The organism is Burkholderia cenocepacia, assembly GCF_014211915.1.
Lineage (GTDB): Bacteria > Pseudomonadota > Gammaproteobacteria > Burkholderiales > Burkholderiaceae > Burkholderia > Burkholderia orbicola.
On the sequence record NZ_CP060039.1, the window covers coordinates 193463 to 207991 of the forward strand.

The window sequence follows — 14529 nt, forward strand, 5'->3', positions numbered from 1 at the left end:
GCTGCGATGCGCTTATGACCCCGGTTAGCGATTATAAATTCCGCGACTCCCTGCTGACTGCATGCAGCGCAGCATTGCGCATTCCGCATCAATGCTTCCGACGAAAAAAATGCCGCGACATCCGCGGCATTCTGACTGGAAACGGCAATGATTCCGCGTGGCGATCACTGGCCTTCGCCGAACTTGTCGGCGATCAGCTTCAGCAGCGCATCCATCGCTTCCCGCTCGTCGGGCCCTTCCGTCTCGATCGTCACGGTGCTGCCGATACCGGCCGCCAGCATCATCACGCCCATGATGCTCTTCGCATTGATCTTGCGCCCGTTGCGTGTCATCCAGACTTCCGACTGGAAGTTGCCGGCCAGTTGCGTAAGCTTGGCCGATGCGCGTGCATGGAGCCCCAATTTATTGACGATGGTGGTTTCTTGTTGAAGCATGATTCTCGGTCGGGTCGGTCGAGGCCGCCGGCGACGGGCGTCGGCGGGTCAGTCTAAAACGGAAAACGGGGCGGTCAGTGCGATTCGGTGCGCGGCTGCGGTTCGGGCGGAATCGGCGCGCACTGGCCGCAGCCGGTTTCCGACGGCGGCGGCGGCGTGCCGGCCGACACCTCGTGGACACCCTTCGCGCCGCCGGACAGCGCCTTGTCGACCAGCTTGTCGAGCGGCACCGTGCGGTAGCAGACGGCCCGCACGAGCATCGGCAGGTTCACGCCGGCCAGCACGCGCACGTTGTCGAGCTTCGCGAGCTGGCCTGCGATGTTCGCGGGCGTCGCGCCGTACATGTCGGTCAGCACGACCACGCCGTTCTCTTCCTTGAGCCGCGCGAGTTCCGCGTGCGCAAAGGCCATCACCTGGGCCGGATCGCTGTCCGCCGTCACGTCGATGCAGCCGATGCGGGCGGGCACGCCGCCGTAGATGTGCGCGATGCAGTCCCGCAGCGCGGTGGCGAGCGGAGCGTGCGCGATGATCAGGATTCCGGCCATGTCAGATCGCTCCCGGCCGCCCCTGGCGGGCCGATACCCCGCGGCGGGGCAATGAGCGTAGCGAGTGTGGGGAACGTTTCATGTTCAGCCTTGCAACAGTGTCGGCCCGACCGCCGGGCCTTCGGTGCGCCGATCACGGCACCGGGCAAGCGGGCATTGTAGCAGGCCGGTCAAGCTGCTCCGGCGACGGGGGACCTGCGCGGCCGCCGCCGGGGTTGCGCGGGAAACGGGTCGGGCCTACGCGGCGGCACGCTCCAGCGCGTCGATGAACATCGCGGCGACGTCGAAGCCCGTCTGCTCCATGATCTCGCGGAAGCACGTCGGGCTCGTGACGTTCACCTCGGTCAGCCAGTCGCCGATCGCGTCGAGCCCGACCAGCAGCAGCCCGCGCGACGCCAGCACGGGCCCGAGCGTGTCGGCGATCTCGCGGTCGCGGGCCGTCAGCGGCTGCGCGACGCCGAGCCCGCCCGCGGCGAGATTGCCGCGCACCTCGCTGCCCTGCGGAATCCGCGCGAGCGAATACGGCACCGGCTCGCCGCCGATCAGCAGGATGCGCTTGTCGCCGGCCTTGATCTCGGGAATGAACTTCTGCGCCATCACCGAGCGCGTGCCGTCGTGGCTCAGCATCTCGACGATCGAGCCGAGGTTCATGCCGTCCGGCTTCACGCGGAACACGCCCATCCCGCCCATCCCGTCGAGCGGCTTCAGGATCACGTCGCCATGCTCGGCGTGGAACGCGCGCAGCCGTTTCGCGTCGCGCGTGACGAGCGTCGGTGCGACGAACTGCGGAAACTCGCCGATCGCGAGCTTCTCCGAATGGTCGCGGATCGACTGCGCCTTGTTGAACACGCGCGCACCCGCACGCTCGGCCAGCTCGAGCAGCCACGTCGACGTCACGTACTCCATGTCGAACGGCGGGTCCTTGCGCATCAGCACCGCGCCGAACGATTCGAGACGGCGCGCGTCGACCGGGCCCGCTTCGAACCAGGTGTCGCGATGCAGGTCGTCCAGCTCGCCGACGAACGTGATGCGCCGCACGTCGGCCTCGACGGCCGAGCCCGTCCACGCGAGATGGCGCGGTTCGCACGCGTACACCGCATGCCCGCGCCGGGCGGCCTCCGCCATCATCGCGTAGGTCGAATCCTTGTAGATCTTGAAATGCTCGAGCGGGTCGGCGATAAAAAGAATGTCCATGCGGGTCCTGTACGTAGCGAAGGTCCGTTACACCTGGATGGCTTCGGGATCGGTCTTTTCCAGTTCGATCGACGACGCGATCAGCGACAGCCGCGCGACGACGCCGTACATGTAGAAACGGTTCGGCGGCGCGGCGCCCGGCTTCGCGCCCGCATCCGGCAGCGCGGTGTGCTCGAAGCCGAGCGGCACGTAGTGCATGCCGGGCGCGTTCAGGTTCTGGTCGCGCTCGCGGCCGCCGTGCGTGCGGTAGAAGCCGCCGACCACGTAGCGGTCGATCATGTACACGACCGGCTCGGCCACTTCGTCGCCGACGCGCTCGAACGTGTAGACGCCTTCCTGCACGATCACGTCGCGCACCGCGAGGCCGGCCTTCGATTCGGCCATCTGCGCGCGCTCGGCCTTCGTCATGCGGCCGATCTCGGCCGCGTCGTGCACGGTCATCACGCCACGGCCTGCGGTGCCCGCGTCGGCCTTCACGACGACGTACGGCTTCTCGCTGATCCCGTATTCGCGATACTTGCGCGCGATCTTCTTCAGCACGCCGTCGATCGCGTCGGCGAGCGCCTGCTCGCCCTCATGCGCCTGCCAGTCGACGCCTTCCACGTGCGCGAAATACGGATTCACCATCCACGGATCGACGCCGACCATCTTCGCGAACTTCTTCGCGACGTCGTCGTAGCACGAGAAATGCGTCGACTTGCGGCGCACGGCCCAGCCCGCGTGCAGCGGCGGCAGCAGGTACTGCTCGTGCAGGTTTTCCAGCACGGCCGGAATGCCGGCCGACAGGTCGTTGTTCAGCAGGATCGAGCACGGATCGAAATTCTTCAGGCCGAGGCGGCGCTGCGAACGCTCGAGCGGTTCGAGCACGATCTTCTGGCCGTCGGCCAGCGTGATCGGCGTCATGTCGGTGATGCTCGGGTCGAGCGAGCCGAAGCGCACGTTCAGGCCGGCCTGGCGCATGATCGTCGCGAGGCGCGCGACGTTTTCCAGGTAGAACGCGTTGCGGGTCGGCAGCTCGGGAATCACGAGCAGATTCTTCGCGTCCGGGCAGATCTTCTCGATTGCGGCCATCGCGGCCTGCACGGCGAGCGGCAGCACTTCGGACGGCAGATTGTTGAACGCGCCGGGAAACAGGTTCGCGTCGACGGGCGCCAGCTTGAAGCCGGCATTGCGCAGGTCCACCGAACAATAGAACGGCGGGGTGTGTTCCTGCCATTCGAGCCTGAACCAGCGTTCGATCGCAGGCGTCGCGTCGAGGATCTTCTGCTCGAGTTCGAGCAGCGGACCGTTCAACGCGGTAACGAGGTGGGGAACCATGAATCACTCGCGAGCGGGAGAATGAAGATTGTAGAGCAATTGCCTTGCCCATTTGGGGATTGTTCCCGGCTTCGCAAGGATATCGAGGAACTTTTCGGCTATTGACCCGATAGAGTGAAGGGTTATCCGCTACGGCAGCGGGTGACAGGAGAAAAAAAGCCCGCCGGGTAGGCGGGCCGAAGTCGCTGCGCTCATTCGGAGCGGGCGCCGTCATCGCGGCGGCCCGCCGTTGATTCGTGTGACTTATTCCACGTGCTCGCCGTGCAGGATCACGTCGAGACCTTCGCGCTCTTCCTCTTCGGTCACGCGCAGGCCGATCGTCAGGTCGATCAGCTTCAGCAGCACGAAGCTCAGCACGCCGCTGTAGACCAGCGTGATCAGCACGCCCTTGGCCTGCAGCAGCAGGCTGCCGTCGAAGCCGCCGATGTCCTTGACCGCGAATACGCCCGTCAGCAGTGCGCCGAGAATCCCGCCGATGCCGTGCACGCCGAACGCGTCGAGCGAATCGTCGTAGCCGAGCTTGGATTTGAGCCAGGTTGCCGACCAGAAGCAGACGACGCCCGCCGCGATACCGATCACCAGTGCGCCCGCCACGCCGACGAAACCGGCGGCCGGCGTGATCGCCACGAGACCCGCGACCGCGCCCGACACGATGCCGAGCACCGACGGCTTGCCCTTCGCGATCCACTCGGCAAACATCCAGCCGAGCGCCGCGCAGGCGGTCGCCACTTGCGTGGTCAGCATCGCGAAGCCGGCACGGCCGTCGGCCGCGACCGCGGAGCCCGCGTTGAAGCCGAACCAGCCGACCCACAGCATCGAGCCGCCGATCATCGTCAGCACCAGGTTGTGCGGCGCCATCGATTCACGGCCGTAGCCGACGCGCTTGCCGAGCACGAGGCACGACACGAGGCCCGCGATACCGGCGTTGATGTGCACCACCGTGCCGCCCGCGAAGTCGAGCACGCCGTCGGCCGACAGCCAGCCGGTCGGCTCCCACACCATGTGTGCGATCGGCACATAGACGATCAGCGACCAGAGCGTCATGAACACGAGCATCGCCGAGAACTTCATCCGGTCGGCGAACGCGCCGCAGATCAGCGCCGGCGTGATGATCGCGAACGTCATCTGGTAGACGAAGTAGACCGATTCCGGAATCGTCGACGCGAGATGGCTGACGGTCAGCGTCGTCGCCTTGTCGCCCTTGATGTAGTTCATGCCGTGCAGGAATGCACGCGACAGCCCGCCGATGAAGCCGTTGCCCGGCGTGAACGCGAGGCTGTAGCCGACCACCGTCCACAGCACCGTGATCACCGCGGTGATCGCGAAGCTCTGCATCACGGTCGCGAGCACGTTCTTCTTGCGGACCATGCCCGCGTAGAACAGCGCGAGGCCGGGGATCGTCATGAACAGCACGAGCGCGGTGGACGTCAGCATCCACGCGGTATCGCCCGCGCTGATCTTCGACGAATCGACCGAGAACGGGGCGGTGGGCGCGGCCGGGGCGGCCGGCGCGGACGCGGCGGCGGCAGCCGATGCGTCGGCCGTGCCCGAAGCCGGTGCGGCAGCGGCGGATGCGTCGGCGGCCGGCGCCGAAGCGGCCGGTGCAGCGGCGGCCGATGCGTCGGAAGCGGTGGCGGCGGGCGCGGAAGCTGCCGCGGCGGACGCCGCGTCGTCGGCGAGCGCGGAGCCGACGCCGGTCGCGATCAGCGAACCGGCCATCAGCAGGGACATCAGAAGTTTTCGCATCTTGGGTTTCCTCTTGTCGCTTGTCTTGTCTGTTCTGTTACAGCGCGTCCGCGCCTGTCTCCCCGGTGCGAATCCGGATCACCTGTTCGATCGGCGTGACGAAGATCTTGCCGTCGCCGATCTTGCCGGTGCGCGCGGCCCGCTCGATCGCTTCCACCGCCTGGTCGACGAGATCGTCGGACACGGCCGCCTCGATCTTCATCTTCGGCAGGAAATCGACCACGTATTCGGCGCCGCGGTACAGCTCGGTGTGCCCCTTCTGGCGCCCGAACCCTTTCACCTCCGTCACCGTGATGCCGGAGACGCCAAGCGCCGACAGCGCCTCGCGCGTCTCATCGAGCTTGAACGGCTTGATGATTGCGGTAATGAGTTTCATGAAGTCCTCTCGCTGGGTTGTCCCGTCGAATGAGTTGGAATGTTGTAACGGACTCTTCTCAGCAACTCGCATGCCATGTTGGCCCGAACACCGTCTCGAACGGCTCCGGAACGGGGTCACATCCCGCGGTGTAAGGCGCAAAAGCCCGGCCGAATGGCCAACATGGCCCGGTTTGCTGGCGCGGCGAAAGGATCGTTGCTAGAGTGCACGCACGTCCCGGATCGCCGGGCCATTCACCCATGCGGGCGCCATGCCCGGAATTCGCGCCCCGCGCGCACCATTTCCGGTCATGCGTGCATCATGGGCACGTACGCAACTGAAGATGCACATTTTTTGTGCAAGGAAGGGGAATCACATGAAGCAACCCAGCGACGTTTTCAACGATCTGCAGTCGCGCGTCAGCGATTTGCTGAAAAACTCGCCGGCCAAGGACGTCGAGCGCAACGTGAAAGCCATGCTGTCGCAAGGCTTCTCGAAGCTCGATCTCGTCACGCGCGAGGAATTCGACACCCAGGCGCAGGTGCTCGCCCGCACCCGCGTGCGCCTCGAGGAACTCGAAAAGCGCGTCGCCGAACTCGAGCAGAAGCTCGCGGCCCCGCAGGCCTGACGCTCCACCCGGGTGCGGGCCGCGTCGTGCGGCCCGCACCCGCCACCTTCCGCCACGCTTCGTCGTCCGTCGTTCTTCGCTGCACCTCGCTCTTCGCTGTCCATCGCTCTTCGCAGTTCGTCGTTCCGCAACACCTCGTTCTTTCCCCGCGCCACGCCGGCAAGCGCGCACCCGATTCCTCCGATTCCCGCGGCATGCGGCCCCCAACGGCCGTCGTCCGCCTGCTTTTACAGGAGCCTCGCCATGTCGCTCGCCGTGGTGCGCAGTCGCGCGCCCGCCTCCGGCCGCGCGCCGGACGTCACCGTCGAAGTCCATCTCGCCAACGGGTTGCCGTCGTTCTCGATCGTCGGCCTGCCCGATCTCGAAGTCCGCGAAAGCCGCGAGCGCGTGCGCGCCGCGCTGCAGAACTGCGGGTTCGAATTCCCGGTGCGCCGCATCACCGTCAATCTCGCGCCGGCCGATCTGCCAAAGGAATCGGGCCGCTTCGATTTGCCGATCGCGCTCGGCATCCTCGCCGCGAACGGCCAGATCCCGGCCGACGCGCTGGCCGGCCGCGAATTCGCCGGTGAGCTGTCGCTGACGGGCGCACTGCGGCCGATGCGCGGCGCGTTCGCGATGGCGTGCGGCGCCGCGCGGGATTGGCGCACGGAGGCGTCCGGCGCGGGCCTCGCCGGCGGCCCGGGCCTGGATGGCGGCGAGACGCGCGCTTGCACCGCGACGTCGCGCTCGCCCGAGTTGTACCTGCCGCTCGACAGCGCCGCCGAGGCCGCGCTCGTGCCGGGCGTGACCGTATTCGGTGCACGCGACCTGCCCGCGCTGTGCGCGCACCTCGCCGATGCGCCGGACGGGCGGCTCGCGCCGGTCGCGGCGCCCTGCCTCGACGGCCTGCCGGCACCCGCCGCGCCCGACCTCGCGGACGTCGTCGGCCAGCGCGGCGCCCGGCGCGCGCTGGAAGTCGCGGCTGCAGGCGGCCATCACATGCTGATGGTCGGCCCGCCCGGCGCCGGCAAGTCCATGCTGGCCGCGCGCCTCGCCGGGCTGCTGCCGCCGCTGACCGACGACGAGGCGCTGATCTCGGCCGCGCTGCTGTCCGCGAGCCGGCTCGGCTTCTCGCCCGCGCAGTGGCGCCGCCGGCCGTTCCGCGCACCGCACCACTCGTCGAGCGCCACCGCGCTGGTGGGCGGCCGCAATCCGCCGCAGCCGGGCGAAATCACGCTCGCGCACCTTGGCGTGCTGTTTCTCGACGAACTGCCGGAATTCGACCGGCACGTACTGGAAATGCTGCGCGAGCCGCTCGAAGCCGGCCGCATCACGATCTCGCGCGCGGCCCAGCAGGCCGACTTCCCCGCCGCATGCCAGTTGATCGCCGCGATGAATCCGTGCCCGTGCGGCTGGCACGGCGATCCGTCCGGGCGCTGCCGCTGCTCGCCGGACGTGGCCGCCCGCTATCTGCGCAAACTGTCGGGGCCGCTGCTCGATCGCATCGACATCCAGATCGACCTGCCCGCGCTGTCGCCGGCGGAACTCGCGACGCGCGCGACGGCGCCCGGCGAGCCGAGCGCGGCGGTGGCCGCCCGGGTCGCACAGGCGCGTGCGCTGCAGCTCGCTCGGCAGGGCAAGACGAATCACATGCTGAGCGGCCGCGAAACCGACGACCTGTGCCGGCCCACCGACGAAGGCGAGCGATTGCTGCGCGAGGCCGGCGAGCGCTTCGGGTGGTCGGCGCGCGCGTATTTCCGCGTGCTGAAAGTCGCGCGGACGATCGCCGACCTGGCCGGCGACCCGCTGCCGACGGCCGCGCAGATCGCCGAGGCGATCCGCTACAGGCGTGCGCTGACGGCGCTGTGAGCGCGTTGGGAGGACAAAATCAGGCTGTCAAGACTTGACTTATGCACAATTCCCCTAATCCGGCCCCGGATCGCGGCTCGCCGCGGCCTTTGCCGGACGGAATGCGTATCCCGTTGTTTTGATTGATTTTTCTCAAAGGGCGAACGGGCGACCAAACGAGCCGGAAGGCCGTCCGGCGCGGCTTTGCGGGAAATCCGTGCGACTTTTCAACAAAGTTATCCACATGCGCTGTGGATAGCCGAAAAACCCTCGCAAAATCCGGCGATTAGCGTCGAAAGCTGCGAATGAACTTTCAGTTGCCGCTGCCTGTCGGAACGCCCTCGCCGGCCGCCGTCAATCAAGTTTGAACGAGCCGAAAAACTGGTCCAGCTGCTCCTGCGCAAGCGGCCCGTCAGCGATCACGACGGCCTGGTATGCGTGCCGGCCGCGCGCGGCGAGCCGCGCGACGATCGTCTTGCGTGCACGATCGCCGCCGGCGGCAGCCCCCGCGATACGCAGTTCGAGCCCGTTCACCGCGCCGCCGGCCGCGAGCGGCACGGGCACCGAGGCCGTCTGCGGCGCGCCGTCGAGGTTGCGCGACAGCCCCGCGCGCAGGAAGTCGAGCGCCGTGCGACGCGTGTCGTCGCGGTCATCGGGCAGCGTCAGCGTGCCGACCGCGAACACCGCGCCGTCAACGTGTGCGGCCTGCATCCGCATCGGCATCGACGTGCCGCCGAGCGCCACCGGCTGCTCCTCGACGGTCGGCTTCGCCGGCAGGTCGATCGTGTAGCCGGCATCGTTGTGCAGCGTGCGCCAGTCGTACGACGGCGAGCATGCGGCCAGCGCAGCGCTCATGCAGGCCAGCGCGGCGAAGTGTCGCAGCGGGCGAAAAAGGGGGCGCAACGAATCGGGGACTTCCTTCGGCATGGCGTGGATCGCGGCAGGCAAAACGGCCATTATCCGCCGAACCTGAAAACCGGGATGCGGGGTCGCCGCCGGTGCGCGCGCCGCATTCGCGCTAAAATGAGCGCCGAATTTCGACGTCCTTTGCATCGATCCGCGTCATCGACTCCGAGAGCACCAGATGAACACCACGCCTCCCGCCCGCCGCAGTACCGGCCCCGTCCGCTATATCGTCGCGGCCGCCGTCGTCGCGGCGATCGCCGTCGCCGGCTTCTTCGCGTTCAACGGCAAGTCCAGCGTGCCGGACGCGACCTTCACGCTGCTGTCGGGCCAGAAGGTCTCGACCGGCGGCGACCTGAAGGGCAAGGTCTATCTCGTGAATTTCTGGGCGACCAGTTGCGCGACCTGCATGCAGGAAATGCCGCAGATGGTCGACACCTACAATCGCTTCAAGGGCCAGGGGCTGGAATTCGTCGCGGTCGCGATGAACTACGATCCGCCGATGTACGTCGCGAACTATGCGCAGACGCGCCAGTTGCCGTTCAAGGTCGCGCTCGACGACGGCAGCGTCGCGAAGCAGTTCGGCAACGTGCAACTCACGCCGACGACCTTCGTCGTCGACAAGGACGGCAAGATCCTGAAGCGCTACGTCGGCGCGCCGCAATTCGCGGAACTCGACGCGCTGCTCAAGAAGGCGCTCGACGGCAACGCGGCCTGAGCGCCGCCGAATCGGATTCGAAGGGGCGCGCACCGCCTCTTTCGGTAAAACCACGGACCGCATGACCGGGCACCCCGGTTCCGCGGTCCGTTTGCTTTTCAGCGCTCGGTGTCGCCTTTCGCCGACAGCCCGTAGCGCTTCATCTTCTCGTACAGCGTCGCCTTGCCGACATGCAGCCGGTCGGCCGTCGCGGCGACCGCGCCGCCCGTCTGGTTCAGCGCCTCGGCGATCACCGCGCGCTCGAACTGCTCGATGCGCTCCTTCAGCGTCTGGTCGTTGTCGGCGTCGTCGCCCGTACCCGTTTCCGGCGGCATGTCGGCCACGCCGAGCACGAAGCGGTCGGCCGCATTGCGCAGCTCGCGCACGTTGCCCGGCCAGTCGCGCTGCATCAGGCTCGCGCGCTGCCGGTCGGTCAGCACCGGCGCCGGCCGCCCGTAGCGCACGGCCGCATCGAGCATGAAGTGCTCGAACAGCGGCACGATGTCCTCGCGGCGCTCGGCGAGCGGCGGCAGCGCGATCGTCACGACGTTGAGCCGGTACAGCAGGTCGCGCCGGAACGTGCCGGCCGCGACCAGTTCGCTCATGTCGCCCTTCGCGGCCGCGACCACGCGGCAGTTCACGCGGATCGGCTGGTTCGAGCCGAGCCGTTCCAGCACGCCGTCCTGCAGCACGCGCAACAGCTTCACCTGCAGCGCGAGCGGCATGCTTTCGATTTCGTCGAGGAACAACGTGCCGCCGGACGCGTATTCGAGCTTGCCGACGCGCCGCTTCGCCGCACCGGTGAACGCGCCGGGCTCGTAGCCGAACATCTCCGACTCGAACATCGGCTCGGGCAGCGCGCCGCAATTGACCGCGATGAACGGCTTGTCGCGGCGCGGCGACAGCTCGTGCAGGCTGCGCGCGATCAGTTCCTTGCCGGCGCCCGTGTCGCCGTTGATCAGCACCGACGCGTCGGTGGGCGCGACGTTCGCGATCAGCTTGCGCACCTGCTCGATCGCAGGGCTGCGGCCGATGATGCGCGGCGCGACCACGTTCTGCCCGGCCAGCTCGCGCCGCAGCGCGTGGTTCTCGAGCACGAGCTCGCGGCGCTCGAGCGCGCGGCGCACCGTCTCGATCAGGCGCTCGGCCGCGAACGGCTTTTCGATGAAGTCGTACGCGCCGTCGCGCATCGCCTGGACGGCCATCGAGATGTCGCCGTGCCCGGTGACGAGAATCACCGGCACGTCGGGCACGCGCTCGCGGCACTGCGCGAGCACGTCGAGCCCGCTCGCGCCGGGCAGCCGGATGTCGCTGACGATCACGCCGGCGGTATCCGCGACGATCGCCTTCTCGGCCGCCTCGGCCGACTCGAAGCCGGCGACGTCGAAGCCCGCCAGTTGAAGGCTCTGCACGCTCGCCCGGCGCACGAGCGCATCGTCTTCGATATAGATCACTTGCAGCCGGTTGGCCATCTTGGTCACTTGCTCCTGACAGGCCGCGCGGCGCTGGTGCGTGCGGCTCTCGTTGATTCCGATCGTTCGTCGACCGGCCTGTTCACGCTAATGCGAGCCCGCCGGCTCGGACACGGAGTCCGGATGATGCGTGCGGGCGCGCCGCAGCGTCAAGACGAACAGCGCGCCGCCCGACGGTGCGTTGCGTGCGGTCAGCGCGCCGCCCGCGTCGCTCGCGATCGACGACGAGATCGCGAGGCCGAGCCCGAGCCCGCGCCCCATTTCCTTGGTCGTGAAGAACGGCTCGAACAGGCGCGGCAGCAGATCGGGCGCAATGCCGGAGCCGTTGTCGCGCACCTCGAGTGCGAGCGTCGCGGCCGACACCGCGATCGTCACCTCGATGGCCGGCGCCGCGACGCCGGCCACCGCGTCGAGCGCGTTGCCGAGCAGGTTGATCAGCACCTGTTCGAGGCGCAGGTCCTCGCAGCGCGCGACGAGTTCGGGATAGTCGCGCGCAAGGTCGAGCGGCGCGTCGTGCGCGGGCGACACGGTCGCGTCCTGCAGCGTCAGCGTGAGCGCGACGCCGCGCAGGCGCTCGCCGAGCAGCGACAGCACGCTGCGCAGCGCGCGCACGACGAGTGCCCGCTCGTTGCGCGGCTTCGCTCGGCCGACGAACAGCTTCAACTGGTTGGTGATCTTGCCCATCCGCTCGGTGAGCGCGGCGATCGCCTCGAGATTCTCGCGCGCGGCGGCCAGCTCACCGCGATCGAGCAGCACGCGCGTGTTGTCCGAGAAGCTGCGCAGCGCCGCGAGCGGCTGGTTCAGCTCATGCGTGATGCCGGCCGCCATCTGGCCGAGCGCGGCGAGCTTGCTCGCCTGAATCAGTTCGTCGTGCGCGGCGCGCAGCTCCTGCTCCGCGCGAATCCGGTCGCCGACCTCCTTCTGCAACTGCTCGTTCGCCTCGGACAAATCGGCCGTACGCTCCTCGACGCGCCGGTTCAGCTCCGCGTACGCCTGCTGCAGCAGCGCGCGGCCGCGGATCATCTCGCGCACGCGGGCGCGGCGCATCCGCCAGTAGAACGCCAGGAGCGCGACCGACACGAAGCCGAAACCAGTGACGATCGTCGCATTGCGCGCATCGGCATCGATCGGCGCGAGCGGCGCGAGCGTGACGAGCAGCCAGTCGGGCTCGCCGATCCGGCGCTTGCTGGCGAGGAAGCGCGGCGCGCGCCGGCCGGCGCCGAGGCGCACGATTTCCGCGTCGGCGCCGAGCGTCTGCTCGACGCGCAGCGGCAGCGGCGTGACCGGTTGCTGCGCGTACTGGCGCGTTTCGTAGATCGACGCGGCGACCGGCCCCGTGAGCGGGCGCAGCGTGTGGTACTTCCACGCGGGCACCGACGACAGGAACACGACGCCGTGATCGTCCACGACGACGAGCGGCTCGGACGCGTCGGCGCCCTGGAACCATTCGAGATTGAGCTTCACGACGACGACGCCCGCGATCTTGCCGTCGCGCCACACGGGCTGCGAGATGTAGTAACCGGGATCGCGCGAGATCGTGCCGATCCCGAAGAAGCGGCCGACCTGGCCGTTCATCGCATCGAGGAAATACGGGCGGAAACGGTATTCGATCCCGACGAAGCTGTCGGGCGCGCGCCAGTTGCTGGCGGCGACGCACAGGCCGTCCGCGCCGATCACGTAGGTGACGGTCGCGTGCGCGTGTTCGTTGAGGTCTTCGAGATAGCGGTTGACGCGGGCGGTGTAGTCGCCGCGCTTCGGGTCGGCGAGCAGATCCTGCACGTACGGATGGCTGCCGAGCAGATAAGGCAGCGATTCGTAGCGGTCGAGCGTGCTCTTGAGCGCGCTGGTGGTGCGGTCGACCCGCACCGCGGCATTGCGCTGCAGCTCGGCGACGCCGCGCTGCCAGGTGATCGTCCACGTCAGCGCGCACGCCGCGACGAGCGCGGCGGCGAGCACGACGAGGATGAGCAGGCGGCGCGTCACGGTCGAGGCTTCCTGACGATGCGGATCGCCTATTGTGTCATAGGCCTCCGCCTCGATACCCCGGCCGCCGCGGGCCGCACGGCCGGCGGGGGTGCCGCCGCCTGCTCCTTCATCGCGTCAGACGCCGGCCGTCGTCTCGGTCGGCGCGACTTCGCCGCCGCCCTTCAGCGCCTGGCGCAGCTTGTTGCGGTCGAGCTCCTTCTCCCACGCCGACACGACGACGGTGGCCACGCCGTTGCCGACGATGTTGGTCAGCGCACGGCATTCGCTCATGAAGCGGTCGATGCCGAGGATCAGCACCATGCCCGACAGCGGGATCGTCGGCACGACGGCCAGCGTTGCGGCCAGCGTGATGAAGCCCGCGCCGGTCACGCCGCTCGCGCCCTTCGACGTCAGCATCGCGACGGCCAGCAGCGTGAGCTGCTGCATCCACGTCAGCTCGATGTTGGTCGCCTGCGCGATGAACAGCACGGCCATCGTCATGTAGATGTTGGTGCCGTCGAGGTTGAACGAGTAGCCGGTCGGCACGACGAGGCCGACGACCGAACGCGAGCAGCCGGCCTTCTCGAGCTTTTCCATCAGCTGCGGCAGCGCGGCTTCCGACGAGCTCGTGCCGAGCACGATCAGCAGCTCTTCCTTGATGTACGACACGAAGCGGATGATCGAGAAGCCGGTGAAGCGCGCGATCGCGCCGAGCACGACCAGCACGAACACGACCGACGTCAGGTAGAACGTGCCGATCAGCTTGAGCAGCGGCACCAGCGAGCCAACGCCGTACTTGCCGATCGTGAACGCCATCGCGCCGAACGCGCCGATCGGGGCCAGCTTCGTGACGATGTGCACGATGCCGAACAGCACGCGCGTCAGGCCGTCGATGAAGTCGGTGACCACGCGACCGCGCTCGCCGAGGTGCGCGAGCACGCTGCCGAACAGCAGCGCGATCAGCAGGATCTGCAGGATTTCACCCTGCGCGAACGCGTCGACCATCGTGTTCGGGATGATGTGCATCAGGAAGTCGACCGTCGACTGCCCGTGCGCCTTCGCCGCGTACGACGCGACGGCCTTGCCGTCGAGCGTCGCCGGATCGATGTTGAAGCCGACGCCCGGACGCAGCAGGTGCGTGGCCGCGAGGCCGAGCAGCAGCGCGAAGGTCGACACGATCTCGAAGTACAGCAGCGCCTTGCCGCCGACGCGGCCGACCTTCTTCATGTCCTCCATGCCGGCGATGCCGGTGACGACCGTACAGAAGATGATCGGGCCGATCACCATCTTGATCAGCTTGATGAACCCGTCGCCGAGCGGCTTCATGTCGGTGGCGATCGATGGGTAGAAGTGGCCGAGGATCACGCCGACGATGATGGCGAAAATCACCTGCACATAGAGCACTTTGTAGAAGGGTTTCTTCTTCACGATGGTTCCTGCTGAAGT

General features: G+C 68.0%; 12 protein-coding genes and 1 pseudogene. 3 read left to right on the forward strand and 10 right to left on the reverse strand.

Features of this window, described 5'->3' with window-relative positions; all coding sequences use genetic code 11:
• Nucleotides 1–164: 164 nt before the first annotated feature.
• From SY91_RS00920 to SY91_RS00945, 6 genes are all read right to left on the reverse strand, one after another.
• Nucleotides 165–434: an HPr family phosphocarrier protein gene (locus tag SY91_RS00920; protein ID WP_006477716.1), complete on the reverse strand. Its 270-nt coding sequence runs from the start codon at nucleotides 432–434 to the stop codon at nucleotides 165–167.
• Between the two features lie 74 nt (nucleotides 435–508).
• Nucleotides 509–979 carry a PTS sugar transporter subunit IIA gene (locus SY91_RS00925; RefSeq protein ID WP_006477715.1) on the reverse strand — a complete coding sequence of 157 codons (471 nt, stop codon included), beginning with the start codon at nucleotides 977–979 and terminating at the stop codon, nucleotides 509–511.
• Nucleotides 980–1216: 237 nt separating this feature from the next.
• Nucleotides 1217–2173: a glutathione synthase gene (gene gshB, locus SY91_RS00930; protein WP_006477714.1), complete on the reverse strand. Its 957-nt coding sequence runs from the start codon at nucleotides 2171–2173 to the stop codon at nucleotides 1217–1219.
• A 27-nt stretch (nucleotides 2174–2200) separates the two neighbouring features.
• Complete coding sequence (gene gshA / locus SY91_RS00935; RefSeq protein ID WP_006477713.1) at nucleotides 2201–3490, reverse strand: glutamate--cysteine ligase; 1290 nt, start codon at nucleotides 3488–3490, stop codon at nucleotides 2201–2203.
• Nucleotides 3491–3733: 243 nt separating this feature from the next.
• Entirely contained in the window at nucleotides 3734–5236 is a 1503-nt protein-coding gene (locus tag SY91_RS00940) for an ammonium transporter (RefSeq protein WP_006477712.1), read from the reverse strand.
• Between the two features lie 37 nt (nucleotides 5237–5273).
• On the reverse strand, nucleotides 5274–5612 hold the full coding sequence (locus tag SY91_RS00945; RefSeq protein WP_006398175.1) for a P-II family nitrogen regulator: 339 nt from the start codon (nucleotides 5610–5612) through the stop codon (nucleotides 5274–5276).
• Nucleotides 5613–5967: 355 nt separating this feature from the next.
• Between SY91_RS00945 and SY91_RS00950 the strand changes: the two genes are divergently transcribed.
• Nucleotides 5968–6219 carry an accessory factor UbiK family protein gene (locus SY91_RS00950; protein WP_006489451.1) on the forward strand — a complete coding sequence of 84 codons (252 nt, stop codon included), beginning with the start codon at nucleotides 5968–5970 and terminating at the stop codon, nucleotides 6217–6219.
• A gap of 243 nt (nucleotides 6220–6462) precedes the next feature.
• Nucleotides 6463–8067 carry a YifB family Mg chelatase-like AAA ATPase gene (locus SY91_RS00955; protein WP_124477334.1) on the forward strand — a complete coding sequence of 535 codons (1605 nt, stop codon included), beginning with the start codon at nucleotides 6463–6465 and terminating at the stop codon, nucleotides 8065–8067.
• Nucleotides 8068–8400: 333 nt separating this feature from the next.
• Here SY91_RS00955 and SY91_RS00960 read toward each other — a convergent pair whose 3' ends face one another.
• On the reverse strand, nucleotides 8401–8973 hold the full coding sequence (locus SY91_RS00960; RefSeq protein WP_185921009.1) for a hypothetical protein: 573 nt from the start codon (nucleotides 8971–8973) through the stop codon (nucleotides 8401–8403).
• A gap of 157 nt (nucleotides 8974–9130) precedes the next feature.
• Between SY91_RS00960 and SY91_RS00965 the strand changes: the two genes are divergently transcribed.
• Complete coding sequence (locus SY91_RS00965) at nucleotides 9131–9667, forward strand: peroxiredoxin family protein (RefSeq protein ID WP_006477707.1); 537 nt, start codon at nucleotides 9131–9133, stop codon at nucleotides 9665–9667.
• A 98-nt stretch (nucleotides 9668–9765) separates the two neighbouring features.
• Here the strand turns inward: SY91_RS00965 and SY91_RS00970 are convergent, their stop codons facing one another.
• The 3 genes and pseudogenes from SY91_RS00970 to SY91_RS00980 form a co-directional block, all read right to left on the reverse strand.
• On the reverse strand, nucleotides 9766–11118 hold the full coding sequence (locus SY91_RS00970) for a sigma-54-dependent transcriptional regulator (protein ID WP_175809959.1): 1353 nt from the start codon (nucleotides 11116–11118) through the stop codon (nucleotides 9766–9768).
• An 87-nt stretch (nucleotides 11119–11205) separates the two neighbouring features.
• Nucleotides 11206–13214, reverse strand: a pseudogene (locus SY91_RS00975) (ATP-binding protein).
• Nucleotides 13215–13218: 4 nt separating this feature from the next.
• Entirely contained in the window at nucleotides 13219–14511 is a 1293-nt protein-coding gene (locus SY91_RS00980) for a dicarboxylate/amino acid:cation symporter (RefSeq protein ID WP_006477705.1), read from the reverse strand.
• Between the last annotated feature and the right edge of the window lie 18 nt (nucleotides 14512–14529).